Below are 26,496 nucleotides of genomic sequence, written 5' to 3' on the forward strand. Positions count from 1 at the left end.
ACACGCAAGACTTGCGGGCGCCGGGTTCAAAATGACGGCGGCGTGCAGGCCGAGATCACCTCGCAGGGCTTGGCGCCGATGCAGCGGAAGCGATGCGGGCGGCGGCTCTCGAAATAATAGGCGTCGCCGGCATTCAGCACCCGCCGCTCGTCGTCGACCGTGACCTCGAGCCGTCCGCTCACCACGATGCCGCCTTCCTCGCCCTCATGGGACAGCGGCACCCGGCCGGTATCGCTGCCGGGCTCGTAACGTTCTTTCAGGATCTGCAAGGCACGGCCGAACAGATTGTCGCCGACCTGGCGGTAGGAGATCGGCTTCTTGCCGATCTCGGTCAGCTCCTCGGCGCGGTAAAATGCCTTGCGCGGGCGCTCCGGCTCGATCGCGAAGAACTCCGCAAGCCCCATCGGGATGCCGTCGAGGATACGCTTCAGCGCGCCGACCGAGGGGTTCATCTGATTGGATTCGATCAGCGAGATCGTCGAATTGGTGACGCCGGACCGCTTGGCTAGTTCCCGCTGCGACAGCTTGTGCCGTGCGCGGATGAATCGCAGCCGTCCGCCGATATCGACGCTCATGGCAAGTCCTGTTGCAGGTGTTGCGGATCGAACAAATCCTCGCAGATCGCCCCAATCAGATCAATGGCTTGCGGTGCGGCAGAAAAGGACTTGTTGAGTGACGCGAAGCGTGGTCCGACTAAGCAAAACCAGCCATGGAGTGCCGCTGTGACCGTTCATCAGATTCCGAACACCATCAAGACCGATTCGTTCTGGATGCCGTTCACGGCCAACCGGCAGTTCAAAAAGACGCCGCGGCTGTTCTCCTCCGCCCAGGGCATGTACTACACCTCCGTCGACGGGCGACAGGTGATCGACGGCTCCGCCGGCCTCTGGTGCGTCAACGCCGGCCATGGCCGTCCGCAGATTGCGGCCGCCGTCGAGCGGCAGCTCGCCACGCTGGATTTCGCGCCCTCCTTCAACATGGGCCACCCGCTGGCGTTTGATTTCGCCGAGCGGCTCGCCGAGATCGCGCCGAAGGGGTTGGACCGCGTCTTCTTCACCAATTCGGGCTCTGAATCGGTCGACACCGCACTGAAGATCGCGCTCGCCTATCATCGTGCGACCGGCCAGCCGACCCGCACCCGGCTGATCGGCCGCGAGCGCGGCTATCACGGCGTCGGCTTCGGCGGCATGTCGGTCGGCGGCATGGTCGCCAACCGCCGCGCCTTTGCGACCCATCTGCCCGGCGTGGACCATATCCGCCACACCCATGATCTCGCCCGCAACGCCTTCGCCAAGGACCTGCCGGAGCACGGCGCCGAGCTCGCCGATGACGTCGAGCGAATGGTCGCCCTGCATGGCGCCGACACCATCGCGGCCGTGATCGTCGAGCCGGTACCGGGCTCGACCGCGGTGCTGCCGCCGCCGAAGGGTTACCTGCAGCGGCTGCGCGAGCTCTGCACCAAGCACGGCATCCTCCTGATCTTCGACGAGGTCATCACCGGCTTTGGCCGTCTGGGCACGCCGTTCGCCGCCAACTTCTTCGGCGTCACGCCCGACCTGATGACGACCGCCAAGGGCATCACCAACGGTGCCGTGCCCTGCGGCGCCGTGTTCGCCGACCGCAAGATCTATGACGGGCTGATGAACGGCCCGGAGGGCACGATCGAGCTGTTCCACGGCTACACTTATTCGGCCCATCCGGTGGCCTGCGCCGCCGGCCTTGCCACGCTCGACATCTACAAAGACGAGGGTCTGCTGACCCGCGGCGCATCGCTCGCCGATTACTGGCGCGATGCCTTGCATTCGCTGAAGGGCCTGCCGAATGTCATCGACATCCGCAATGTCGGCCTGATGGGCGCGGTCGAAGTCGCGCCGCGCAAGGATGCCGTCGGCACGCGCGGCTACGACATCATGGTCGATTGCTTCAACTCCGGCCTCTATCTGCGCCTTGGCGGCGATTCCATGGCGATGTCGCCGCCCTTGATCGTCGAGAAGAAGCACATCGACGACATGGTCTCGATCCTCGGCGACGCCATCAAGCGCGCGGCCTGATAATTGCTAGCTCGATAGTCGCTAGCCCTACAAAATGCTGTCGCCGTTGCGAAGCAGATTGGTTTCGCAGCGGCGAATGCATTTTCGCTGCAGGATGTGAGGAATAGTGAAGGTCCTTGTTCTCGGTAGTGGCGTGATCGGCGTCACCTCGGCCTATTATCTCGCCCGTGCCGGCCACGAGGTGACGGTGATCGACCGTCAGCCCAAGCCCGCGCTCGAAACCTCGTTCGCCAATGCCGGCGAGGTGTCGCCCGGCTATTCCTCGCCTTGGGCCGGCCCGGGCGTGCCGGTGAAGGCGGTGAAGTGGCTGTTGATGAAGCACGGCCCGCTGGTGATCCGCCCGAAGCCCGATCCGGTGATGTGGCTGTGGCTGCTCAAGATGCTGCGCAACTGCACCAGCGCGCGCTACGCGGTGAACAAGAGCCGGATGATTCCAATCGCGGAATACAGCCGCGATTGCCTGCGCGGCCTGCGCGACGAGATCGGCATCCGCTACGACGAGCGCGCGCGCGGCACGCTGCAGCTGTTCCGCTACCAGGCTCAGCTCGATGGCACCAGCGAGGACATCGCTGTGCTCAAGCAATATGGCGTGCCCTTCGAGGTACTCGACCGCGAGGGCTGCATCGCCGCCGAGCCGGCGCTGGCGCAGGTCAAGCAGAAGTTCGCGGGCGGGCTGCGATTGCCGCACGACGAGACCGGCGATTGCCATATGTTCACGCAGGCGCTGGCGCTGGAGGCCGAGAAGCTCGGCGTGCGCTTCAATTTCAACGTCGGCATCGACGGGCTGAACGCGGATGCGACGCGGATCACGGGAGTAGCGACCAGTGCCGGCGTGATGCAGGCCGATGCCTACATCGTCGCGCTTGGCAGCTATTCGCCGCATCTGGTGCGGCCGCTCGGCATCTCGCTGCCGGTCTATCCGGTGAAGGGCTATTCGATCACCGTGCCGATCAAGGATGCGGCCGGCGCCCCGGAATCGACCGTAATGGACGAGAGCTACAAGGTCGCGATCACGCGGCTCGGCGACCGCATCCGCGTCGGCGGCACCGCGGAGATCTCGGGCTATTCCACCAAGCTCTATGCCGCGCGGCGCGCGACGCTCGATCATTCATTGACGGACCTGTTTCCGCGCGGCGGCGATCTTTCCAGGGCGACGTTCTGGTGCGGCCTGCGGCCGATGACGCCGGACGGCCCGCCGGTGATCGGCGCGACGCGCTACGCCAATCTGCATCTCAACACCGGCCACGGCACGCTTGGCTGGACCATGGCCTGCGGCTCGGGCAGGTTGCTGGCGGATATGCTCTCGGGCAAGACGCCCGAGATCGACACCAAGGAGCTGTCGATCACGCGCTACGATCATCGTTTCGGGTAAGGCGTGGGTCCGGCGCGCCCATGATGGTCTGCGCTAGGCGATGTCGAACTCGCCCTGCATCCGCGTGACTTCCTCACGTAGCTGTTTCTCCTTCACCTCGTCCAGCGGGGTCTCGCGCGTGCCTCCAAGGTCCCAACTCGGGTCGTAGCCCTTGAGGCGGATCAGCTTCAGTCCTGTGACGCCGGATCGCCTTTCGAGCTCGGTGGTGAGTTCGTGCTGCATCAGAAGCGTCTTCATGGCGTTGGTTCTCCTCAGTCTTCTCGCCGGGTTGAACAGGAGAGGCGGCCGCAGGTTCCTTGCGCCATGCAGGACGCTGCTCAGTGGCAAACGCCTGTCACACCTTTGGAACGCGCCTGCGCGGGACACGTTTGGTCCGATCGAAACCAGGAAAGGACGTTACATGAAGAAACTGGCAACGATCGGTTTGGCCGCAGCCATGGCGTTATCGTCTTCGCTCGCTTTCGCGCAGGCCGGCGGCGCGGGTGGCGGTGCAGGCGGCGGAGCTGCTGGTGGCTCGAGCGGGAGCACCGGGATGAGCGGTACAGGTTCAGGTACAGGCACCGGCACGGGCTCGTCGGGCATGGGCGGCACGACCGGCATGGGAACCGGCTCGTCAGGCATGGCTCATCCGCCGGGCAGCACCACCGGCAACAATATGAACAACAACCCGAACACATCGACGCCAGGCGGTTCGACCAGTCCGAGCAACAACTCCGCGACAGGGAGCGGGACGTCGAACCTGCCGGGGAACAACACGACATCACCGAAAAATCCGCAGTGAATGCGAAGAGCCCCGCATCGAGCGGGGCTTTTCTTTTGGGCGTTCGGAGTGTGCCGCAGCGCAGGCTAGCGCGCGGGCTTGCGCCGCGCCTTCGTCTCGGCAGGCTTTGCTGTCGCCGCACTTGCCGGCCGCACGCGCAAGCCGTCAACGAACACGTCCAGCAGCCGTAGCGCAGTGGTCTGCCAGCCGGCCTGGTCGTGCATGTAGCACATGCCGATGAGGGCGCGCAGCACATCCTCGGCGCTGATGTCGGCGCGGATCTCGCCGGCTGCGACCGCGCGCGCGAGCAGGGTGCCGATCGCCTTGGTCAGGCGATCGAAGGAATAGGCGTGGAGTTCGGTCGAGCCATGCGCGACCAGCGCCAGCGCCGCCACCATGCCCTTCTTGGTTGCGACGAATTCGACATTGGCGCGCAGCCAGCGCCGCAGCGCTTCGACCGGATCAGGCGCGTTCACCAGTTGCTCGGCGAGATCGCCGAGCTGCTCGACCTCGCGGCGATAGACGGCTTCATACAGCGCCTCGCGAGTCGGGAAGTGGCGATAGAGCGTGCCGATGCCGACGCCCGCATGCCGCGCGACAGCTTCGAGGCTCGCCTCGCTGCCGCCGGCCGAGAACACCGCCTTGGCCGCTTCCAGCACACGCTCGCGGTTGCGCACGGCATCGGCGCGGGGCTTGCGAACAATTTCTGTTGAATGATCGGCCATTCCTTTTTCTTTTCACCCTCCCTTGTAAACGGAGGTTGCCTCCGTATATGGCGACCAGCATCCGGCCTGACAAGGCGCGCCGACCATCGGTCGGCAGCCACGGGACTGCGTTGCCTCGCTTCAACCCGACCATACACGGATCGGAGCCCTGCATGAATCTTCCTCTCAGTCTCACCATCAACGGGGTCCGCCGAGACATTGTGCTCGACGACCCCCGCGTCACCCTGCTCGATCTCCTGCGCGAGCGCCTCGACCTCACCGGAACGAAGAAGGGATGCGACCGCGGCCAGTGCGGCGCGTGCACCATCCTAGTCGACGGCCGCCGCATCAACTCCTGCCTCGCGCTCGCCGTCAGCCATGACGGTGCCGAAATCACCACCATCGAGGGCGTCGCGCAGGGCGACAAGCTGCATCCGGTGCAGGCCGCCTTCATCGCGCATGACGGCTTCCAGTGCGGCTTCTGCACGCCGGGCCAGATCATGAGCGGGATCGGCCTGATCCAGGAAGGCCAGGCCGGCGACGATCCGGAGCGCGTGCGCGAATGCATGAGCGGCAATCTCTGCCGTTGCGGCGCCTATGCCGGGATCACCGAGGCCGTGCTCGAGGCGACGGCCGAAATCAATGCTGCCAACCGGAGGCGCTCCGCATGATGAACTTCGACTATGTCAGGCCGGCCAGCGTCGCGGAGGCGATCGCGGCGGCATCCGAAAAGGGCGCGAGCTATCTCGCCTCCGGCACCAATCTGCTCGACCTGATGAAGGGCGGCGTCAGCCGGCCGAGCCGGCTGGTCGATGTCACGCGCCTTCCCGGGCTCGACCGCATCGAACGTCTGGCCGATGGCGCCTTGCGCATCGGCGCGCTGGTGCGCAATGCCGATCTCGCGCATGACACCGAATTCTCGCGCAGCTATCCCGCGGTCGCCGAGGCATTGCTATCGGGCGCGTCGGCGCAACTGCGCAACGCCGCGACCGTCGGCGGCAATCTGATGCAGCGGACGCGCTGCGCCTATTTCTACGACGCGGCCAGCGCGTGCAATCGGCGCTGGCCCGGGGCCGGCTGCGACGCGCGACACGGCGAGAACCGCCTGCACGCCGTGCTCGGCTGGAGCGAAGGCTGCATCGCCACCCATCCGTCCGACTTCTGCGTGCCGCTGGTTGCGCTCGATGTCGTCGTCGAGATCGAGGGCGCCGGCGGCCGGCGCGAGCTGCCGCTTGAATCGCTTCATCACCTGCCCGGCGAGACGCCGGAACGCGAGACCGCGCTGGAGCCGGGCGATCTCATCGTCGCGCTGCGCCTGCCGGCCGAGGCGAAGGATTTCGCCGCGCATGCGCGCTACATCAAGGTGCGCGAGCGCACGTCCTATGCCTTCGCGGTGGTGTCGGCCGCGGCCGCCCTGCGCATCGAGGACGGCGCAATCCGCGAGGCGCGGCTTGCGCTCGGCGGTGTCGCGGCCAAACCGTGGCGGTCGCGCGAGGCCGAGCAGGTGCTCGCGGGGCGCGCACCCGATGCCGCGCTCTATCGCGAGGCGGCGCGTGCCGCGCTCGCGGATGCCACGCCGTCCGGCGACAACGCCTTCAAGATCGAGCTCGCGCAGCGCATCATCATGCGCGCGCTTTCCCTTGCCGCCGCAGGCACGCCGGCGCGCATTCCCGCGCTGCCAGGCTCTCCCTTCTCATCCGTTGCAGGAGCGTAAAGCATGACGGTTGAACTCAATCTCACCCGCGATCCCGCCCATCTCAGGCATGGCTCGAACATCGGCCGACCGCTGACCCGCACCGACGGCGTGCTGAAGGTGACCGGCAAGGCGCGCTACGCCGCGGACAATCATCCGCCCGGCATGCTCTATGCCGTGATCGCGACGAGTTGCATCGCGCGCGGCCGCGTCAAATCGCTCGATGTCGCCGCCGCCAAGCGTCATCCCGGCGTGGTCGACGTGATGACGCCTTCGCACAAACCCGCGCTTGCCGAGGATCCCGACGCCAAGGGCAATCCGTTCACCTTCCGCATGGAGCTGTTGCAAAGCGACGAGGTGCGCTACGCCAACCAGGCGATCGCGGTGGTGATCGCGGAAACCCTGGAGGCGGCCACCGAGGGCGCGGCACTGCTGTCGCCGCGCTTCCAGGTCGAGATCGCCCGCGTCGGCCTCGACGCCGGCGAGCCCTACGTGCCGCCGGCGGTCGGGATCGGCAATCCTGCCGAAGTCCGTCACGGCGATATCGATGCGGGTTTTGCCGCTGCGTCGAAGCTGATCGACGCCACCTATGAGACGCCGGCGCAGTATCACAACGCGATGGAGCCGCACGGCATCGTCGCGGTGTGGGACGGTGACAAGCTGTTCATCGACACGCCGAGCCAGGGCATGGCGATGGCGCAGCTCCGCATCGGTGGGCTGTTCGGCATTCCGCCGGCCAACATCCACATCACGAGCCCCTATCTCGGCGGCGGCTTCGGCTCCAAGGGCCTGGTGTCGGGGCCGCAGGTGCTTGGCATCATGGCCGCAAGGCTAGTGGGACGTCCGGTCAAGCTGGTGCTGCGCCGCAGCCAGATGTATGGCCCGGTCGGGCATCGTTCGGCGACCCGGCAACGCATCCGCATCGGCGCCGACGATGCCGGCAGGCTGACCGCGCTCGATCATCACGCGCGGATCACCACGTCGAGCTTCGACGACTTCTACGAGCCTGCCGCCGATGCCTCGCACACGCTCTATGCAAGTCCTGCGATCCGCACCGCACATGACGCGGTGCGCGTCGATACTGGCACGCCGCTGTTCATGCGCGCGCCGGGTGAGGCGACTGGATCGATCGCGCTGGAGAGCGCGATCGACGAGGCGGCGTTCGCCTGCGGCATCGATCCGCTGGACTTCCGGCTGAAGAATTATGCCGAGGTCGAGCCGACCACCGGGAAGCCGTTTTCGTCGAAGGCGCTGCGGCAGTGCTACGCCCGCGGCGCCGAACGCTTCGGCTGGGCGCGACGCCCCTTGCAGCCGCGGCAGATGCGCGACGAGAACGGCTTCCTGGTCGGCTGGGGCATGGGCACGGCGACCTTCCCGGCGCTGATGTTCCAGGGCAACGCCCGCGCGGTGATCCGCGCCGACGGGCGCGGCGTGATGGAGAGCGGCGCGCATGACATGGGGCAGGGCGCCTGGACCGCGATGACCCAGATTTCGGCTGACGCGCTCGGCCTCGATCTCGCGCAGATCGAGTTCCGCTCCGGCTCGTCGGATCTGCCTGATGCCGGCATCGCTGGTGGCTCGGCGCATACCGCAACCGTCGGAGCTGCGATCCACAATGCCGGCGCGGCGGTGATCGCAAAGCTCGCTACGCTTGCCATGTCGGATGAGCGCTCGCCGCTGTTCGGCGCCGGCAATGCCGGCGTGGTCGCGCGGGCTGGGCGGCTGCATCGCCGCGACGACGATGATCGCAGCGAGAGCTATGCCGACATCCTCGTCCGTGCCGGCCTCGCCGAGATCGAGGCCAGCGGCACCGGCGTGGCCGATCCGGCGGCGCAATCGCAATATGCGATGCATGCGCATGGCGCCGTGTTCGCCGAGGTGAAGGTCGATCCGGAGCTTGGCCAGATTCGCGCGACACGGCTGGTCGGCGCCTTCGCCGCCGGCCGCATCATCAATCCGCGCCTGGTCCAAAGCCAGCTCTATGGCGGCATGATCTGGGGCCTCTCCTTCGCGCTGCATGAGGAGGCGGTGATGGACCGCAGGTCAGGCCGCATCCTGAATGCCAACCTTGCCGAATATCATGTGCCGGTGAATGCCGACGTGCCGCCGATGGATGTGATTACGGTCGACGAGCATGATCCGCATGTGAATGCGCTCGGCATCAAGGGCGTCGGCGAGATCGGCATCACCGGAAGCGCCGGCGCTGTCGCCAACGCCGTCTGGCACGCCACCGGCATCCGCGTCCGCCGCTTCCCGATCAGGATCGAGGAGGTGGTGATGGGGTTGGGTTGATGTCGTTCGGCACGACGAAGGATTAATTATCGTCGTCGTCCTGGCCTTCGCCGGGACGACGATGGATAGACGCGACTTACCCCGCCGCCGTCACGCAATTCACCCACAGCACCACGGCCTTCGCATCGGCATCCGGATTGGAGAAGCGATGCGGTCTCCGGCTGGCGAAGCGGAAGCTGTCGCCCTCTCTCAGCGTCCAGGTCTCGGCGTCCACGGTCAGCGTCATCTCGCCTTCCAGCACGAGCCCGGCTTCCTCGCCGTCATGGGTGTAGAGCTCGTCGCCGGTGCTGCCGCCGGGGGCAAGATGCACCAGGAACAGATTGAGCCGGCTCTCGCTGCCGGCCGGGCTCAGCAATTGTTTCGAGACACCGCTGCGCCACAGCTTTAGCTCGGCGCGCTGCGCCTCGCGCGTGACCACGCCATTTGCCGCCGCGTCGTCATTCGGCGTCGTACCGAACAGCGCGGCGATGCCGACGCCGAGCACGTCGGCGAGCGTCGCCAGCACGCGCAGCGAGGGTGACGACAGGCCGCGCTCGATCTGGCTGATGAAGCCGATCGACAGCTTCGCGCGCGCGGCGACCGTCTCCAGTGACATCTGCCGGGCGCGACGCAGGTCGCGGATGCGACGTCCGACCGCGAGGTCGACCGGCGGCTCGGCCGGCTTCCTTGCCGCGCGGCGCGCCGTCGCAGGCTCGCCTGCCGCTGCCTTGCGCATTCGCTTGCCGCCGCTCACGTCAGGCCGCTTCCTTCATGTGCATGAAAATCGCTTGCATTGGCCGCGGTTTCGTGACCACAATTTCATATTGGTGAAAATAGGCCGGAACGGCGTCGCCCGCAACAACAAGCTCGAAAACAAACGGGCGACGCGGCGCCGGTGTCAGCTTCGGGAGGTGTTGCGATGTCCTTTCAGCGTCTCGTCCAGGCCGCGATCGCGGCGCTTGCGCTTGCCTTGAGCGCACCGTCTCAGGCGCAGCAGGTCCTGAAGGTCGGCTCCACGCCGACCGGGATCCCCTTCACCTTCCTCGACACCAAGACCAACTCGATCCAGGGCATCATGGTCGATCTCGCCACCGAGATCGGCAAGGATGCCGGCTTTTCCGTGCAGATCGAGCCGATGCAGTTCTCGGCGCTGATCCCCTCGCTGACCTCGAACAAGATCGACATCATCGCCGCCGCGATGTTCGCGACCGCGGCGCGCAAGGAGGTGATCGACTTCTCCGACGCCGTCTACACCTATGGCGAGGGCCTGGTGGTGCCGAAGACAGACACCAAGGCCTACACCTCGCAGGAGGATCTGAAGGGCACGGTGGTCGGCGCCCAGGTCGGAACCGCCTTCGTGGATGCGCTGAAGAAGACCGGGCTGTTCAGCGAGGTGAAGGTCTACGACAACATTCCCGATATCCTGCGTGACGTGAATGCAGGCCGTCTCAAGGCCGGCTTCGCCGACTATCCGATCCTCGCCTACAATCTGCAGCAGGGCAATTTCGCCGACGTGCGCCTGGTCGATGGCTACAAGCCCGCCACCGTCGGCACGGTCGCGATCGGCGTGCGCAAGAGCGATACCGAGCTGCTCAAGAAGATCAATGCCTCGCTCGCCAAGCTGAAAGCCAACGGCAGCATCGCAAAGATTCTCGAGAAGTGGGGCCAGAAGGGCAGTGCTTCGTGAGAGCGGGTGACTCGTCACCCTGAGGAGCACGCACCTCGCGTGCGTCTCGAAGGGTCGACGGCCACTAGCCGGGCCCTGCATCCTTCGAGACGCGGCGAAGGCGCCGCTCCGCAGGATGACGGTAGCAATACTCGAGCGCGTGACGGACTTAGATACACTTAGCCGATGCAGAAATTCTTCAGTGACGCCGTCGAGTTCGTGCCGATCCTATTGCAGGGGGTCTGGCTGACGGTGGTCGTCACCGTCGGCTCGCTGGCGCTGTCGACCGTGCTTGGGCTGGTATGGGCGCTGATGCGGGTGTCCGGCATCGGCTTTTTCGTCGGTCTCAGCGCCTCGCTGATCAATGTGATCCGCGGCATCCCGATCATCGTGCTGCTGTTCTACCTCTATTTCGTGATGCCCGATTTCGGCATCGCGCTCACCGCGTTGCAGGCGGCGATCCTCGGGCTCGGCATCGCCTATTCGGCCTACCAGGCCGAAAACTTCCGCGCCGGCATCGAGGCGATCGACAAGGGGCAGATCGAGGCGGCGCAGACCATCGGCATGGGCTGGTGGCTCACCATGCGCCGCGTGGTGCTGCCGCAGGCGATCAGGATCGTGCTGCCGCCCTACGGCAACATCATGATCATGATGCTGAAGGATTCCTCGCAGGCCTCGACCATCACGGTCGCCGAGCTCGCGCTGCAGGGCAAGCTGATCGCCTCCTCCACCTTCAAGAACACCAGCGTGTTCACGCTTGTTGCGCTGATGTATCTGACCATGAGCATTCCGCTAATCCTGTTGGTTCGGCATTTCGAGACCAAGGCGAACCGCAAATGATCGAGCTGAAGGACGTTCACAAGAGCTTTGGCAAGGTCGAGGTGCTGAAGGGCATCTCGGCGTCGGTCGCGAAAAGCGAGGTGGTCTGCATCATCGGTCCCTCCGGCTCCGGCAAGTCGACCATCCTGCGCTGCATTAACGGGCTCGAGAGCTATGACCGCGGCGAGATCAGCGTCGAGGGTGCGCGGGTGCATCGCGACTCGCCTTCGATCGTGGCGATCCGCACGCAGGTCTCGATGGTGTTCCAGCGCTTCAACCTGTTCCCGCATCGCACCGCGCTGGAGAACGTCATCGAGGGTCCGCTCTATGTGAGGAAGGAGCCGCGTGAGCAGGCGATCGCGCGCGGCCGCGCGTTGCTGGCGCAGGTCGGGCTCGCCGAGAAGGCCGACGTGCATCCGCCGCAGCTCTCAGGCGGCCAGCAGCAGCGCGTCGCCATCGCCCGCGCGCTGGCGATGCAGCCCAAGGCGATCCTGTTCGACGAGCCGACGTCGGCGCTGGATCCTGAACTGGTCGGCGAGGTGCTCTCGGTGATGCGCAAGCTCGCCGACGACGGCATGACCATGGTCGTCGTCACCCATGAGATGGGCTTCGCCCGCGACGTCGCCGACCGCGTGCTATTCATCGACGGCGGCGTCATCGTCGAGCAGGGTGCGGCGAAGTCGGTCCTCAACCAGCCGCAACACCCGCGTACGCAGGATTTCCTGCGTCGCGTGTTGCACCCGTTGTGAGGGATCTATTGTGACGTTGGATCGTAAGGCATCAAAGGTTCACCTCTCCCGTTGTGGGAGAGGTCGGATTGCATCGCAAGATGCGATCCGGGTGAGGGGTTGCGCTCTCTCGTGGGACCTGAACCCCTCACCCGACGCTGCGCGTCGACCTCTCCCTACGGGAGAGGTGAAACGAGAGCTTGCAACATGACCCTCCCCACCCGCCTGCCGCTGCCGCCGAGCCTCTACGCCGACACCGCTGTCGAGGCGACGCCAACGCCGCCGCTCACCGTGGATACGACCGTACCGGTAGCGATCATCGGCGGCGGTTTCACCGGGCTCTCCACTGCGCTGCATCTTGCCGAGCAGGGCGTCTTCGCCACCGTGCTGGAAGCGCAAGAGCCGGGCTGGGGCGCATCCGGTAACAATGGCGGGCAAACCAATCCCGGGCTGAAGCACGACCCCGACCAGATCGAAGCTGATTTCGGCCCCGATCTCGGCCGCCGCATGATCGAATTTTCCTACGGCACCACCAACTTCACGCACGAGCTGATCCGCCGCTACCAGATCCCCTGCGAGGCGCGGCAGAACGGCACGCTGCGCGCCGCCTACAACCAGGCCAGTGCTGCTGCGATCGCGGCGACTGCGAAGCAATGCATCGCACGCGGCATGCCGGTGAAGTTGTTCAACGCCGCCGAGGTGCGCGAGATGACCGGCAGCGGCCGCTACCTCTGCGCGATGCTGGATGCGCGTGGCGGCGATCTGCATCCGCTGAGTTACGCGCGCGGATTGGCGCGTGCCGCGATTAGCGCGGGCGCGGCCGTCCATGGCGAGACGCCGGCGCTGCGGCTCGGCCGCGACGGCGGCCGCTGGCGGATCGAGACGCCGCGGGCGGTCGTCTACGCCGATAAGGTGCTGCTCGCGACCAACGGCTTCACCGACGACCTCTGGCCGGAGCTCCGCCGCAGCATCGTGCCGGTGTTCTCGTCGATCGCCTGCACCGCGCCGCTCTCGGACGAGGTCGCCCGCGCGATCATGCCGACGCGGCCGGTGCTCTACGAGAGCGGTCACATCACGGTCTATTATCGCATCGACCAGCGCAACCGCCTGTTGATGGGCGGCCGCGGCCCGATGCGCTGGATCAACAGCCCGTCCGACGTCGCCTATCTGATCCGCTATGCCGAGCGGCTGTGGCCGCAGCTCAAAGGTGTTGCCTGGACCCACGGCTGGAACAGCCGCCTCGCCATCACCGCCGATCACTATCCGCATGTGCACGAGCCCGCCGACAATCTTTTGATCTCGCTCGGCTGCAATGGCCGTGGCGTCGCGCTCTCGACCGCGATGGGGGCGCAACTCACCCGCCGCCTGATCGGCGGGAGCAAGGCCGAGATCGACATGCCGATCACGGGCATCAAGCCGATCCCGATGCACGCCTTCTGGCGCGTGGGCGTCACCACTGCGGTGCTGACGGGACGGGTGAGGGACCAACTCGGGGTATGATCGAGCAGTGCCGTCGAAACCCACGTCCCGCCGCGAGAATGCGGACTCCTATCAGTCGTCATGCCCGCGCAGCGGGCATCCAGTACGCCGCGGCCTTCCGGCTCTAGACCTGACGTCTCTGGAATACTGGATCACCCGCATGTGCGGGTGATGACACTGTGGTTGTTTGATTTGAGAATCGGAATCCAGCCGCACGTCAGTCCGGCGCAGTGACGTCCCATCGGGTCGACAGCGGCCTCAAGTCATACAATCCGACGAGCCCACCACGGATACTGGCTCGGCATGTCCTGTGAGACCTTTGCCCGGAAGGGCCGGCTTGCGCTTCTCGACAAAGCAATGATGGCTCTGACCGCTTCACGCCTCCGCCACCGCATCGCCCCAGGGCTGGAACGTCTCGGTAGCGCCGCTGTTGGTCGCACCATCGCGCAGCACGACGCTCGGGCAGGCGAACTTCATCGGCAAGGTCTGGATGCGCGCCTCCTCATAGGAGAAGCGCCCGCGTAGCGTGTCGCGCACCGTCTGCGGAAGCCGCACATCGCCGATCACGACGGCGCCTTCGCTGGCGTCGATCCGCGGCTGGTGGATTGCGGTGTCGAGGTCCATGCCGAAATCCATCACGAAGGACAGGAGTTGCGACACCGCGGGCAGGATGCGGCGGCCGCCCGATGCGCCGGCGGCGAGGCGACGTCCATCGGCGGCCTGCGCGATCACAGGCGTGTAGTTGGTCAGGCAGCGCTTGCCGCCGGCGAGCGAGTTGGGATTGCCCGGCGTCGGATCGAACCACATGATGCCGTTGTTCATGGTGAGCCCGGTGTTCGGCGTCACGAATTTCGAACCGAAGGTCGACAGCAGCGTCTGCGTCACGGCTGCCATGTTGCCGTCGCGGTCGACCGCGGCGAAATGCGTGGTGCAGGAGGGAGCGATCGCCTCCGCGCCGAGCGAGCGGCGGCCGTCGACGTCGCCCATGTCCTTCAGCCGCTCGCGATAGGCCGCCTGCAACGACTCGGCATAGGCCGCGTAAGCCGCGGCATCCGGGCCGCTGCGCCCGGGCTCGAACGCCTTCTGCAGCAGGCCGAGCGTGCGCGCCATGGTGGGCCCCGCGGTCAATTCCGGCGTCGCGTAGACTGTGCCGCCGCGATAGGGGATCGCCAGCGGCCCGCGCAGATGGGCGCGAAAGGCGGCGAGATCGCGCACCGACAGCGCGCCGCCGGCTGCCTGAATGTCGTCGGCGATGCTGCGCGCCAGATCGCCCTCGTAGAAGTCGCGCGGGCCGGCCGCGGCAAGCTGGGCCATCGTCGCCTTCAGCCTGTCCTGCGGCATCCGCACCACCGACTTGATGCCCCATGGCGCGCTCGGGGGCAGGCCGTCGTGCAGATAGGCGGCGGCGCTGGCGGGATAGCGGCGCAGGTCGGCGGCGGAGCTTGCTATCATCGCGGTGGTCCACCAATCGACTAGCAGGCCTTCGCCGGCGAGCTTCACGCTCGGCGCCAGCAACTCCTTCCACGGCATCCTGGCGTGGCGGCGATGCGCTTCTTCCATGCCCGCGACCACGCCGGGCACCGCGATCGATCCGGGGCCGTGCAGGTTGCGGTCGTCCTTGACGCGGGACCAGGGGAAGAGATCGGACGCGGCACCCGAGCCGGTCAGCGGATAGTCCTCGATGCGCAGACTGTCGGGCGCGCGCATGCCGTAGTCGATCACTTCGGTGCGGTTCTCGCGCGCCCGGTAGAGCACCATCGCGCCGCCACCGCCGGCGCCGCTCATCCAAGGCTCCACCACGCCGAGCGCAAAGGTGGTTGCAATCACAGCGTCGACGCAATCGCCGCCCGCTGCCAATACCTCCGCGCCGACCTCTGCCGCCTTGCGCGATTGCGCGGCGACGATGCCGCCCTTCGAGGTCACGGCGGGTTTGCGGATCACTTGCGAGTTGGAGAACTGATCGGACATGGCGCTGTTTTCGCTGTTCTTGTTGCGGGTGGATGACGTTAGCGTAGCATGCCAAGCAAGGCCACGGTGAGTGCAACAACAAGCAATTCCGGGGAGAGGAAAATGACCGCAGTGAAGCGCGAGCGGGACGGCAGTATCGGCATCCTGACGCTCAACGATCCCGCCAGCCTGAACGCGATGACGCCCGTGTTGCTCGGCGATCTCGCGACAGCGATCGGCGAAATGACCAGCGATGCCGAGCTGCGGGCACTCGTGCTGACCGGGGAGGGCCGCGGCTTCTGCTCGGGGCAGAACCTCAAAGCGTTCCAGTCGCTCGGTGACAATATCTATGTCGGCGTCATGAGGCATTATTGGCCGGCATTGCAGGCCTTGCGCGAATGTCGCGTGCCGGTCGTCGTCGCGGTCAATGGCGTTGCGGCCGGCGGCGGCTTCAGCCTTGCGATGTCCGGCGACATGATCCTCGCAGGTCGGTCGGCGAGCTTCATCCAGGTGTTCAGCCGGATCGGCCTGGTGCCCGATCTCGGCTCGACCTGGCTGCTGCCACGCCTGATCGGCCGCCAGCGCGCGCTCGACCTGATGCTGCTGAACGAGCCGTTGTCGGCCGAGCGCGCCAAGGAATGGGGATTGGTGCGCGAGGTGGTCGACGATGCAAGATTGCTCGACGAAGCCAAGGTGCTGGCGCGGCGTCTCGCCGACGGGCCGACCCGGGCGCTGGTCGCAACGCGACAGTTGCTCGAGGCAAGCGAGCACGCAAGCTATGCGGATCAGTTCCGTCGCGAGCTCGAGGTGCAGATGGTGATCCGTGAGAGCGCCGATGCGCAGGAAGGCCGCAAGGCCTTCGTCGAGAAGCGGAAGGCTCAGTTCACGGGACGTTAGGTCTTGATGCCGGCATCTTCGCCACCGCGCTAGCCGATCGCGATGGCGACCTTGCCGAAATGCGCGCCGCTCGCCATATGCGCGAACGCATCCCTCACCTGGTCGAACGCGAAGACCTTGTCGATCACAGGCTTGACGCCGTGCATGCTGATGCCGTCGCACAGCGCCTGCAGGTCTTCGACCGAGCCCACCGTGACGCCCTGCAGCCGCTGCTGCTGCATTACCATCAGCGGCAGCCGGGTGTCTGTTGTTGCGGGACCGGCGAGCACGCCGATGAACGCGATGGTGCCGCCGATCTTGGTGGCGCGGATCGATTCGTTCAGCGTGCCGACACCGCCGACCTCGACGACCAGATCGACGCCGCGCCCGGTCACTTCGCGCGCCTTCTTGCCCCAGTCGGGCCTCGCCTTGTAGTTCAGCGTGACGTCGGCGCCGAGCTGCTTCAGCCGCGCGATCTTGGCATCGCTGGAGGAGGTCGCGATGACGCGGGCGCCGCACATCTTGGCGAATTGCAGCGCGAACAGGAAGACGCCGCCGGTGCCTTGGGTGAGCACCGTCTGTCCCGGCTTCACGTCGCCGAGCTTGACCACCGCGCTCCAGGCCGTGAGGCCGGCGCATGGCAGTGCCGCGGCCTCGATGTCGCTCAGGTGATCGGGCGTGCGCACCAGCGCACGTGCCGGAAACAGCCGATACTCGGTCAGCACGCCGTCGACGCTGCCGCCCAGCGCCGCGCGCATCCGCGTCTCACTCGGTGCGCCGCCGAGCCAGTCCTCGAAGAAGCTGCCGATGACGCGGACGCCGGGCGCGAAAGCCGTCACGCCGGTGCCGACCGCCTCGACGACTCCAGCGCCGTCGGAGACCGGCACCAGCGGAAATTTCTGGCGCGAGCCGTAGCCGCCCTTGACCGTCAGCAGGTCGCGATAGTTGAGCGTCGCCGCCTTCAGCCGGACCAGAACCTCGCCGGGGCCGGCTTGCGGCACCGGCTTATCGACCAGCGCAAGCGCATCAACGCCCCCTGGGCCTTGCAACTCATAGCACTTCAAAGGACGTCTCCCGTAGCGGACTCTTGTCTCGGACGGCGCTTGCTGCGTCGCCGCGTGCTCTGAGCATATGTCAGGCCGGCCGGGCGTGGCCATAGCGTGTAACGCACCGCGCAACATGGTGCCTATGTCGGAACCTATTGGCGCCGTGGCGAAATGCGGTCAATCTGTGCGGACTCAGCGCACGGGAGGTGAGCATGGCTGCCTTGCTTGAGACGGGACAGAATCTGATCGGTATCCTCGTGCGTCGCATGGGTTGGACGATGGTCGCTGCAGCCCTGATCACTTGCGGCGGGGCGAGGGCGCAAGTGGCCAATGATCTCTACCGCGCGCAGACCGTCGTCACCGGCCAGGGCGAACCAAACCGGATCATTGGGTTCGGCGCGTGCCTGGAAGACGTGCTGATCAAGGTCTCCGGCCAGCAGGCGCTCGCAGGCGACAAACGGCTCGCCGCGTACAAATCGAAGGCCAAGGAGTTCGTCAGCGACTTCAGCTATCATGACCAGTACGCCGGCAAGCCGCATCACGACGAACAGGGCACCCGCGACCGCCCGTTCGATCTGACGGTGACATTTGACGAGCAGAAGATCGACGGCCTGCTGACCACGTTGGGCCTGAAGCCGTGGAAGGCGCAACGGCCGATGCTCGGCGTCTTCGTCGAGATGCAGCAAGGCCCGAAGGACTACATCGTCACCGCCGACGGCACGCAGGCGGACCTGCAGCGCGACGCGCTTTCGGCCGCGGCGGACAAGCGCGGGATGCGTTTCGTTCTGCCGAGCGCGGCCGCGCTCGCCGCATCGAACATCACCGCAGCCGGCCTCAATAAGGTGCCGTCAGAGAAACTGACCTCCGTTGTCGCGTCGCAGGGCGGCGAAGCCGCTTTGGTCGGACGGCTGGTCTGGAATGACAACGATCTCGGCTGGGCAACGCAATGGCGGATCGACTGGCACGGCAAGTCGTACACGTGGCAGATGCGTGGCGTGACCTTCGACGAGGCCTTTCGTCGCGGGATTGGTGGCGCTGCACAGGCCTTGTCGGGCAACGGTAATCCAGGGACGTACAATCGGTCCAGGTGAAAGTCGCAGAGTTGGTCAGTCGCGCGAATTGCCCTCGGTGCGATTGTGTCAGGAATATTTCAGCGGTTCGAGAACCGTGAGCGGATTGACTTATTGCCTGATCGGGCATTGGATATCCGGCATATTTCAGGGACGGTGATTTATACTCATGGCAACTCCAGGTTTAGTTACTGTGACGGTTTGTTTCAGCGGGTTTTCCCCATTCGCAAGATCAGCCTTCCAGACGGCATCGCGAGCTGAACGTCCCGATAGCAAGACGATCGGCTAGGCAGCGATATGTGGAAGAGTGCGAAGCTCAGGCATCGCGAGGCGAGAGTGGCTGGCCTCCGTGCGGCCCATTCGCCGGCATCGGCAATTCCGACACCTGAAGCGATCGCCGAGCTCCAATCGCAGCTTGAGGGCTCCGTGGTCCTGCCCACCGACCCCAATTACCATGCCGCGCGGCAGGTCTTTAGCCAGGAATTCCAGGTCCTTCCACAACTGATCGTCTATTGCGAGGTGTTCGAGGACGTCAGGCATTGCCTGAAATTTGCTCGGCGTCACAAATTCTGGGCGATCACGCGCTCGGGCGGGCACAGTACGGCTGGCTATTCGGTCATCTGCGACATGGTGATCGATCTGAGCCGCATGAATTACGTCGTCGTAGACGCGGCGGCCAAGCGGGCGGTGATCGGTGCGGGCGCCACGTTCGGCCATATCAATGCAGTGCTCAACGGATACCGGTTGCACATGCCGGGCGGCGCCTGCGAGGATGTGGCGATCGCGGGCTACATGCAGGGCGGCGGCTATGGCTTCACCTCCCGCGAATACGGCATGAATTGCGACAATCTGATCGATGCGACCGTCATGCTCGCGGATGGCAGCATCGTGCTGGCCAGCGAAACCGTGAACCAGGATCTGTTCTGGGCCATTCGCGGCGGGACCGGCAACAATTTCGGCGTGGTGCTGCAGGCCACCTACCAGTTGCACGATCTCTGGAAGGTCTGGGGCTTCGGTCTGCTGTGGCCGATAGAGCACGCGCCCGCGGCGCTCGTCGAGCTGCAAAAGAACTACATGACCAAGGGCGCCGCGGATCAGCTCGGTTACATGGTGATCGTCACCGCCCAGCAGGGCAAGAACGTCATGCTGATGCGCGGCACCTATCATGGAAGCCGCGAGGAGGGGATGGCCGCGTTGTCCTCATTGCTGGCGACCAAGGGCGTTCAGTTGCAGGTCGACATGGTCGACACCTACCTGGCGGTGAATCGCTACATCGTCGACAAGCCGTTTCCGATCCCCGACGTGCCGAACTCGGTGATGGAGGACAAGCAGAGCGCCTATGTCTCGCGACCATTGAGCCTCAACGACTGGCGCAAAATCATGAACCGCTTCGCGCAATCGCCGTGCCCGTGGAGCTGGTTCGTGATCGAGCCTTATGGAGGCCAGATCAACCGCGTCCGCAAGGGCGCCAACGCGTTCATCCATCGCGACGTATTGATGAACACGTTCTTCGGCCTGTTCTGGCGCACGCCGGAAGAAAAGGCTCCTTACGAGCAGTTCCTCGACGACTTCATGAAGATGTACGCGCCCTACTGCAACGGGCATTCCTATCAGAACTACCCGCGCCGCCAGCAGAAGGGTTTCGCGAAGGCGTATTGGGGCGACTATGACTCGTCATTGGTGGCGATCAAACGCAAGTACGACCCCGATGGCTTCTTCCATTACCAACAGGCCGTCGCGATGAAGGGTGGAGGCCGCAAGCCACCTTTGGTGCCGCCCACGCCGGGGCCCATCGTGCGCGAGCCCTATTCCCGCGGCGACTAGCTTCGATGCATTGGGGAGGGATGGATGGACCGCGTCGTCGAAATGTACTTCCTGCCTCCGATCGCGATCGCGCGGGTCGGCGGGAGCGATAATCCGCTGGAAGCGTTCGAATGGGACACTGACGTCTCGACGCACGGAGCCCATCAAACGATCATCAAGCCCTCCGTCACGCTGGATGTCGGCGCCGACGGCTCGCTTCGGCCGTATATTCCCAATGTCATCAGGTTCAAGGACGGCGATCAGCTCCGACCTGCGGCGCCGTTCTTCGAGCTATGGCTGAGGGTGCAATCGTCGCACGACGGCGAGGTCCGCGAGGAGAGAGCGACGCCGGCGCGGCTGGCGCAATTGGGGACGTCGATAGACAATCTGCAGTTCAACGTGACCGTGGCCAACTGCAAGGCGCAGCGGCGAACCGGATCTCCGGCGTGCTCCTATATCGCGCGGCTGGAGGTCAGTGGCACCGACCATGAGCGCAAGCCGCTGCTTGCCATCAGCCCGCACACGCCGGGTCAGGAGCCGTTGGTCTATCCGGATCGTCCGATACCGCTCGGGGCCTTTCAGGTCGTCAAGCCGGCGCCGGCGACGGCGATGGGCATCGACCTGTCGCAGGTCCGCGTCCGCTTCACGCCGGCGCGTGGCGAGGTCTATGGACCGCCCAATGCGATCGCGGGTCCGTCGTCGCCGGGGCAGCCCGGCGACATCATCGCCGCGGCGATCTTGCCCGGCGCGATCCACGAAATCGTGCCGGCGCGCAATCGCATACTCAACCCCAACACGCCGTGGTCGACCTACATCATGAACGCGCCGGGGCAGACCGATCCGCAGCCATGCGATTCTTACGATGGTGCCGATGTCGGCGATTGGCGCTCCTGGGGCGTGGTCGACGACACCTGCGACGGCGTCATCTCGGCGCAGCTCGTCGTCGCCGGCGCACGTTTCGTCGCGACCGCAAGGGTGCTGTCCGGTGTGCCGGACTACGCGCCAGACCGGCGGCCCTTCGCGTCGCTGGCCGCCGATCTCGCCGATCGCGAGCTGCCTCCGGTCGAGGTATCCGAGCAAACGATCGAAGAGACCAGCGCCGAGATTGCCGATCTGCTCGCACGCGTCTTCGAGACTGCGGGCCTGATGAATCTCGACGCGGTGCGCTACAAGGCGATCCAGAGCAACATCAACGATCCGCCGCCGCCGAACTATCCCGGGCTGCCGCAGATCGACAAGCGCATGATGACAAAGGACGACAAGCCGTACGTCGACCTCACGCCGATCCTGCTGGATTCCGATGAAGTCGCGCAGCAGAGCGATGGCGTCCCGTTCCTGCCATTGCCCTATTCCGCTGTTGCGATGGCGGCGCATGCGCCGCTCACCGACCTGATCACGTTGCGGGATTTCCTGCGCACCCGCAAGGAACATGTCCAACGATTGATCCGGCCGCCATATGGCCGCTTCGCCCAATTTGAGGAAGCGCCGGGGAAGATTCCCGATCCGAACTTCCGCGACTCCCGGGTGTCGCGCGATGGCCTTCATGACATGCGCATGCCGCCCTTCATGCGCGACTCCGACGAGAACGCGCTGTCCCTGACCTGGCGTGACTACGATACGCTGATGAGATTCATCGACTTGCTTGCCGAGCAGGCGGCGACTGACGCAACGTCGGGCCCGCCGCGGAAGGCGTGAGGACAACAACCATGGACAAGCGATCGGGGAAGATATTTCCGCGCAATCTCACCGCCCGCGCCGCCTATCAGGTGCCCGGCAATCCGGCCGTGACGCGGCTCGAGGATGCCGTCGGCAACTGCTACCCGGGTCTCGAGCTCGATGTTCGCAATTTCGACCGCCGGTTCTTTCCGGGCCTGGTCTTCGAATTCGTCGGCCGCGACGACAACAGCGCGCCTTATGACGAGCCCCAGCGCTACGGCGCGTGGCTCAGATATGTCGATTATCTGTTCGATCCCGAACTGCAGGCCGATAACGCCGACGCAAGACGGCTGCTGCTCGATATCGAACTGGCCGCCGGCACGCTCGGCGCGCACACCGACTGGTATCTCGAATGGGTCGAGCAAGGCGGCAAGCGCCTGTCGATGCGGCTGCACAACCCCGATAATCCGGATTATCCGCTCGACGGTCTCTACGTCTGGCGACTGCTGCGCGGGCTCGCGCCCGGTGCGCTGAAGATCGGGTTGAAACGGCGCGGTGCGGCCGACGCCGCCGAGGTCGTTCTCGATGGCTGGCGGCGGCACTTCACCGACCCCGTCACCGGCGTGATCAGCGGCGCCTATCTGCCGGGTGAACTGCTGCAGAGCCTCTGCTCGCCCTGGCAGCACGATTTTCGCGACTGCGCCTGCATGTACTGGGCCTCCAATCATCCGGACGCGGTATTCCAGGAGCTCGATCCCGGAGAGCCGACGCTGCCGAACGGTGAGGCGGCCAATCCGCTGCTGGCCAATCTGCGGGTCGACTGGCTGCGCGCCGAGCGCTCCCGCGACGTTTCGGCGGAAGCAGCGAACACTATCGCCAAGAACCGTCCGTACCAATTCGACCACTTCCAGATCAATCATGAGTGGCAAAACCTCAACGTCGTGCTCCACGACCGGGAGATCGATTCGGTTTATGTCCCGCTGCGCGAAAGGCATGCCAATCCGTTCGCGAGCCCGGAAGAGCTCGCCTGCGAATTACGCGACAAGCTCGGCCCAATGGAAATGGCGCTCGCGCTCGAATATCTCTATGCGCGCTTTTCGCTGCTCTCTTCAGAAGAGGCGGCGGGATCGCATTGGAGCACGATGAAGGACGACGTGACTTTCATCCGTGGCGGCCTGATGATCATCGCCACCTGCGAAATGCAGCACCTGCGCTGGGTCAATGAGCTGCTCTGGATGCTGCACGATGCCGGTCTCATCGCGTCCTACCAGCCGGTTTTGCGCCCGGCAAAGAAGTTGCCCGACGGGAAGGGCGGCTGGCGCGACGCTGCGTTGCGCCGCCTGACACCGGACGCGCTGAACGATTTCATCAACATCGAACGTCCCAGCGGCTTCCTCGATGGAGCCTACTCGAAGGTGATCGCGACGTTGCGATCACCGATCTATCCTGCCCATGCGATCGAGCTCGCCGAGCGGATCGACAGCGACGGCGTCGACCATTACAGCCGCTTCCGTGAGGTGGAAACGGCGCTCAAGGCCTATCAGGGCGCTGAACCGGCCTTGCCATATCTGCGGCGGGTCGAAATCGGTACGCCCGGTCAAGCGGCTGCGGCGCTCGCAATCTACCAGGACATCCTGCGCGACCTCGGCAAGGGCTACATGGATTACGCGCGCGGGGGGATGACGGAAGGGGCGCCGCTGGTCAATGTCGCGCGGCTGAAAATGAACGAGCTGTTGCAGGTCGGTGAAAAGCTGGCAGCGGACGGCATCGGCATTCCCTTCTGGCCACAGCAATGATCACGGCGAGCCTGTCCGACACGTCGCCCGACGTTCATCTGTTCGACACCGAATTCGGGCCGCACGCGCTGTTGGCCGACGCATCGCAGGTGTTCGCGCTCGACGAGGAGACCCGGGAAGAGCTGCTGCGCGCGGCCGGGCTGGGTCCCGGCGCCGTGCGCGAGGCGATGGGGCTGTCGCGCCCGCTCGCGAGGCCGATGACTGCGCCGCGCGATCCACCGCTGCGGTCGCTGTCGCTCGCGGTCGCGCAAGCCTGCAATCTCGGCTGCACCTACTGCTATGCGCAAGAGGGCGGGTTCGGCGGCAAGGCCAAGGAAATGGCATGGCGCACGGCGGAAACGGCGGTGCATCGGCTGTTCGCCGATGCGGAGAGGGGGGACACGCTTCATATCTCGTTCCTGGGTGGCGAGCCGCTTGCAGCGCGCGAGGTGCTCCGTGACGCGACCGAGCTTGCCACGCGGCTGGCGCGCGAGAAGGGCGCCAGCGCCAAATTCTCGATCACGACCAACGGCACGCTGCTGCGGCCGGATGACGGCGCGTTCTTCGAGCGGCATCGATTTGCCGTGACGGTCAGTCTCGACGGCATCGGGGCGGTACACGATCGGTTGCGGCCGTTCAAGAGCGGGCGCGGCAGCTATCAACGGGCGATCGAGAATGTGATGCCGTTGCTCGCGATGCAGCGTCGCATGCAGATTTCCGCGCGCGTCACGGTGACGCCGGACAATCTCGATCTGCGCGAAACCCTGGACGGGTTTGCCGAACAGGGATTCACCAGCGTCGGGTTCTCTCCCGTGCTGCGCTCGCCGACCGGCAACAGCGAGCTTGCGGCATCCGATTTCCAGGTCCTGCTCGCGCAGATGATCGCCTGCGGGCGGGAATTCGAACGCCGCGCGGCGCTCGGGCAGCGCTATCCATTCGCCAACATGGTTAGCGCGTTGCGCGAGATTCATCGCGGTACCCATCGTCCCTATCCCTGCGGCGCGGGCGCGGGGTATTTCGGCGTGTCGGCCGATGGCGACATGTTCGCCTGCCATCGCTTTGTCGATGACGAGGCCGGCGCGATGGGGCACGTCGAGACGGGCGTCGACCGGGTGCGTCAGCGGCAGTGGCTCGAGGAACGTCTGGTCGATCGGCAGGAGCCGTGCCGCTCCTGCTGGGCGCGCTACCTCTGCGGCGGCGGCTGCCATCACGAGGTGATCGCCCGGGGACGGCCGGCTTGCGATTTCATCAGGGGCTGGCTCGAGTACTGCCTGCAGGCTTACGTGAGGCTGTCCGTGCTTCGCCCTGACTATTTCAGTGGTGCCACGGCGCCCGAAAGCCGGGCTGCTGGCGATGCCCCGGCTCTGCCATGACGCGCGTGATAACGGCCGAGGTCTGCGTGATCGGGGGCGGGCCGGCGGGAGCGGCCTTCGCGGCACGGCTCGCGAGGCTCGGCCACGAGGTGGTTGTGATCGAGCGGAGTGCGTTCCCGCGTCCGCACATCGGCGAGGCGATGGCGCCGTCGATCTGGACTGTCCTCGATCTCCTCGGGATCCGCGATGCGATCGCGCAAGCCGGATTCGTGCGGGTCGAGAAATCCGTGCTGCGGTGGGCTGGTGACACGGATGAAGATGTATCACCGCCGCCCGGTCGCTTCGGTTTGATGGTCGAGCGCGGACGCTTCGACGCAATCCTCCTGGATGCGGCGAGGAAGGCCGGCGCACGCGTCCTTCAGCCGGCAAGGGCGAAGGCTCCGCGTGCGGGTTCTGAGGGATGGCTCGTCCCGGTCGAGGCAGGCGAAGGCAGCATGGTGATCGAGGCCCGGTTTCTGGTCGACGCCGCGGGCCGCTACTCCAACATCCGCAAGACGGATCAGCCGACGGGCCCGCGAACGGTGGCGGTGTCGGGGAATTGGCGGGATACATCATTCGCTCCCGGCCGCAATCACGTCGAAGCTGGAGCGACGTGTTGGTACTGGGGCGCGCCACGACCTGACGGTGCGTTTTGCGCGATGGTCTTCGTCGATGCAGACCAATCTCACGGCCGGCGCCGTCACGACCTGGAAGCCGACTATCGCGGGCGGCTTTCGGAGTCTTCGCTGCTGCGGGATTGCCTGCGCGGCAGGATGGAAGGTCGGGTGCGGCTTCACGAGGCCTCGCCGCATCAGAGCGCCATCTGCGTAACCGAGAATTCGATCAAGATCGGGGAAGCGAGCTTCTCGCTTGATCCGTTGTCGTCGCAGGGCGTTCAGGCCGCAATGAATTCCGGCCTTCAGGCCGCGATCGTGGTCCACACCATGCTCACACGTCCGGAAGACGCTCGGGCCGCGATGACCTTCTATCGAGATTCCCGGAAGGACACGGTTGAGCGGCATCGCGCAGCAGCGGCGCGTCACTATGCGGCGGTGGCGGGCATGACGTCGGCTCGCTTCTGGCACGAACGCGCGGCCGTGGTGCAAGCATCGGCGGCGCCGATGCCGCTGCGGGTGCCACCAATGTTCGCCGGACGGGCGCGCCTCTCGCGCGACGTTCGCATTGCCGATGTGCCAATCATCGAATGCGATCGGGTTACGTTGCGTAAGGGCCTGCATCATCCGGCGCTTGCCCGTCCGTTCGCCTACCTCGACGGCATCGCGGTCGAGACGTTGCTTGAGCGGATGGCACAGAGCGACAGCCTCGAGGCGCTTGGGCATCAATTGGCGCGAGACACCAGTCGTGAGCGCGGGCAGCGCATGGTGTCATGGTTGGTCGAACGCAGGATCCTTGTGGCGTCGGAATGAC

At 65.6% G+C, this 26,496-nt stretch carries 23 protein-coding genes; 17 read left to right on the forward strand and 6 right to left on the reverse strand.

The genetic code is table 11. The annotated features are described in order from the left end of the window. Window positions 1-26: 26 nt before the first annotated feature. Window positions 27-575 carry a cupin domain-containing protein gene (locus P6U25_RS07900; RefSeq protein ID WP_407150938.1) on the reverse strand — a complete coding sequence of 183 codons (549 nt, stop codon included), beginning with the start codon at window positions 573-575 and terminating at the stop codon, window positions 27-29. Window positions 576-722: 147 nt separating this feature from the next. On the opposite strand from P6U25_RS07900, the gene P6U25_RS07905 reads away from it, so the two are divergent. Both P6U25_RS07905 and P6U25_RS07910 read left to right on the forward strand, forming a co-directional pair. Continuing rightward, a complete protein-coding gene (locus P6U25_RS07905) occupies window positions 723-2,051 on the forward strand; it encodes an aspartate aminotransferase family protein (protein ID WP_407150939.1) in 1,329 nt (442 codons plus the stop codon). Window positions 2,052-2,157: 106 nt separating this feature from the next. Beyond that, window positions 2,158-3,423, forward strand: coding sequence for a D-amino acid dehydrogenase (locus P6U25_RS07910; RefSeq protein WP_407150940.1), 1,266 nt, complete (start codon window positions 2,158-2,160; stop codon window positions 3,421-3,423). 33 nt (window positions 3,424-3,456) lie between these two features. Here the strand turns inward: P6U25_RS07910 and P6U25_RS07915 are convergent, their stop codons facing one another. Further along, complete coding sequence (locus tag P6U25_RS07915) at window positions 3,457-3,660, reverse strand: hypothetical protein (RefSeq protein WP_407150941.1); 204 nt, start codon at window positions 3,658-3,660, stop codon at window positions 3,457-3,459. Between P6U25_RS07915 and P6U25_RS07920 the strand changes: the two genes are divergently transcribed. Further along, the gene (locus P6U25_RS07920) at window positions 3,659-4,204 is read left to right on the forward strand and encodes a hypothetical protein (protein WP_407150942.1); all 546 of its coding nucleotides are present in this window, start codon (window positions 3,659-3,661) and stop codon (window positions 4,202-4,204) included. The genes P6U25_RS07915 and P6U25_RS07920 overlap by 2 nt on opposite strands. A 65-nt stretch (window positions 4,205-4,269) precedes the next feature. Here the strand turns inward: P6U25_RS07920 and P6U25_RS07925 are convergent, their stop codons facing one another. Then, window positions 4,270-4,908, reverse strand: a complete 639-nt coding sequence (locus tag P6U25_RS07925) for a TetR/AcrR family transcriptional regulator (RefSeq protein ID WP_407150943.1) — start codon at window positions 4,906-4,908, stop codon at window positions 4,270-4,272. 152 nt (window positions 4,909-5,060) lie between these two features. Between P6U25_RS07925 and P6U25_RS07930 the strand changes: the two genes are divergently transcribed. From P6U25_RS07930 to P6U25_RS07940, 3 genes are read left to right on the forward strand one after another with little or no spacing between them, the layout of a single operon-like run. Continuing rightward, window positions 5,061-5,558, forward strand: a complete 498-nt coding sequence (locus tag P6U25_RS07930) for a (2Fe-2S)-binding protein (RefSeq protein WP_407150944.1) — start codon at window positions 5,061-5,063, stop codon at window positions 5,556-5,558. Further along, window positions 5,555-6,601, forward strand: a complete 1,047-nt coding sequence (locus P6U25_RS07935) for an FAD binding domain-containing protein (protein WP_407150945.1) — start codon at window positions 5,555-5,557, stop codon at window positions 6,599-6,601. The genes P6U25_RS07930 and P6U25_RS07935 overlap by 4 nt, the downstream gene beginning before the upstream one ends. Window positions 6,602-6,604: 3 nt before the next feature. Then, window positions 6,605-8,872 carry a xanthine dehydrogenase family protein molybdopterin-binding subunit gene (locus tag P6U25_RS07940; protein WP_407150946.1) on the forward strand — a complete coding sequence of 756 codons (2,268 nt, stop codon included), beginning with the start codon at window positions 6,605-6,607 and terminating at the stop codon, window positions 8,870-8,872. Window positions 8,873-8,948: 76 nt separating this feature from the next. On the opposite strand, the gene P6U25_RS07945 is transcribed toward P6U25_RS07940, so the two are convergent. After that, complete coding sequence (locus tag P6U25_RS07945; protein WP_407150947.1) at window positions 8,949-9,587, reverse strand: cupin domain-containing protein; 639 nt, start codon at window positions 9,585-9,587, stop codon at window positions 8,949-8,951. Window positions 9,588-9,770: 183 nt separating this feature from the next. Between P6U25_RS07945 and P6U25_RS07950 the strand changes: the two genes are divergently transcribed. From P6U25_RS07950 to P6U25_RS07965, 4 genes are all read left to right on the forward strand, one after another. Continuing rightward, entirely contained in the window at window positions 9,771-10,538 is a 768-nt protein-coding gene (locus tag P6U25_RS07950; protein ID WP_407150948.1) for an ABC transporter substrate-binding protein, read from the forward strand. 165 nt (window positions 10,539-10,703) lie between these two features. After that, window positions 10,704-11,357: an amino acid ABC transporter permease gene (locus P6U25_RS07955; RefSeq protein WP_407150949.1), complete on the forward strand. Its 654-nt coding sequence runs from the start codon at window positions 10,704-10,706 to the stop codon at window positions 11,355-11,357. Further along, window positions 11,354-12,085 (forward strand): amino acid ABC transporter ATP-binding protein, encoded by a 732-nt coding sequence (locus P6U25_RS07960; protein ID WP_407150950.1) that lies wholly within the window; start codon window positions 11,354-11,356, stop codon window positions 12,083-12,085. Before P6U25_RS07955 ends, P6U25_RS07960 begins: the two co-directional genes overlap by 4 nt. Window positions 12,086-12,271: 186 nt before the next feature. Then, window positions 12,272-13,564, forward strand: coding sequence for an NAD(P)/FAD-dependent oxidoreductase (locus P6U25_RS07965; RefSeq protein WP_407150951.1), 1,293 nt, complete (start codon window positions 12,272-12,274; stop codon window positions 13,562-13,564). A gap of 354 nt (window positions 13,565-13,918) precedes the next feature. Here the strand turns inward: P6U25_RS07965 and P6U25_RS07970 are convergent, their stop codons facing one another. Next, the gene (locus P6U25_RS07970) at window positions 13,919-15,511 is read right to left on the reverse strand and encodes a gamma-glutamyltransferase (RefSeq protein WP_407150952.1); all 1,593 of its coding nucleotides are present in this window, start codon (window positions 15,509-15,511) and stop codon (window positions 13,919-13,921) included. A gap of 102 nt (window positions 15,512-15,613) precedes the next feature. Between P6U25_RS07970 and P6U25_RS07975 the strand changes: the two genes are divergently transcribed. Further along, window positions 15,614-16,387 carry an enoyl-CoA hydratase-related protein gene (locus tag P6U25_RS07975; RefSeq protein WP_407150953.1) on the forward strand — a complete coding sequence of 258 codons (774 nt, stop codon included), beginning with the start codon at window positions 15,614-15,616 and terminating at the stop codon, window positions 16,385-16,387. Between the two features lie 29 nt (window positions 16,388-16,416). Here P6U25_RS07975 and P6U25_RS07980 read toward each other — a convergent pair whose 3' ends face one another. Then, window positions 16,417-17,430 carry an NAD(P)-dependent alcohol dehydrogenase gene (locus tag P6U25_RS07980; RefSeq protein ID WP_407150954.1) on the reverse strand — a complete coding sequence of 338 codons (1,014 nt, stop codon included), beginning with the start codon at window positions 17,428-17,430 and terminating at the stop codon, window positions 16,417-16,419. Between the two features lie 194 nt (window positions 17,431-17,624). Between P6U25_RS07980 and P6U25_RS07985 the strand changes: the two genes are divergently transcribed. The 6 genes from P6U25_RS07985 (at window position 17,625) to P6U25_RS08010 (ending at window position 26,495) form a co-directional block, all read left to right on the forward strand. Then, window positions 17,625-18,503, forward strand: a complete 879-nt coding sequence (locus tag P6U25_RS07985) for a DUF2066 domain-containing protein (protein WP_407150955.1) — start codon at window positions 17,625-17,627, stop codon at window positions 18,501-18,503. 315 nt (window positions 18,504-18,818) lie between these two features. After that, window positions 18,819-20,306: an FAD-binding oxidoreductase gene (locus tag P6U25_RS07990; RefSeq protein ID WP_407150956.1), complete on the forward strand. Its 1,488-nt coding sequence runs from the start codon at window positions 18,819-18,821 to the stop codon at window positions 20,304-20,306. A gap of 24 nt (window positions 20,307-20,330) precedes the next feature. Next, window positions 20,331-21,980 (forward strand): hypothetical protein, encoded by a 1,650-nt coding sequence (locus P6U25_RS07995; protein WP_407150957.1) that lies wholly within the window; start codon window positions 20,331-20,333, stop codon window positions 21,978-21,980. 11 nt (window positions 21,981-21,991) lie between these two features. Beyond that, the gene (locus P6U25_RS08000; protein ID WP_407150958.1) at window positions 21,992-23,737 is read left to right on the forward strand and encodes a ferritin-like domain-containing protein; all 1,746 of its coding nucleotides are present in this window, start codon (window positions 21,992-21,994) and stop codon (window positions 23,735-23,737) included. Further along, complete coding sequence (locus P6U25_RS08005) at window positions 23,734-25,089, forward strand: radical SAM protein (RefSeq protein ID WP_407150959.1); 1,356 nt, start codon at window positions 23,734-23,736, stop codon at window positions 25,087-25,089. Before P6U25_RS08000 ends, P6U25_RS08005 begins: the two co-directional genes overlap by 4 nt. Beyond that, window positions 25,086-26,495 (forward strand): NAD(P)/FAD-dependent oxidoreductase, encoded by a 1,410-nt coding sequence (locus P6U25_RS08010; RefSeq protein ID WP_407150960.1) that lies wholly within the window; start codon window positions 25,086-25,088, stop codon window positions 26,493-26,495. Before P6U25_RS08005 ends, P6U25_RS08010 begins: the two co-directional genes overlap by 4 nt. Window position 26,496 lies beyond the last annotated feature (1 nt).

Source organism: Bradyrhizobium sp. ORS 86 (genome assembly GCF_045571475.1).
Classification (GTDB): domain Bacteria; phylum Pseudomonadota; class Alphaproteobacteria; order Rhizobiales; family Xanthobacteraceae; genus Bradyrhizobium.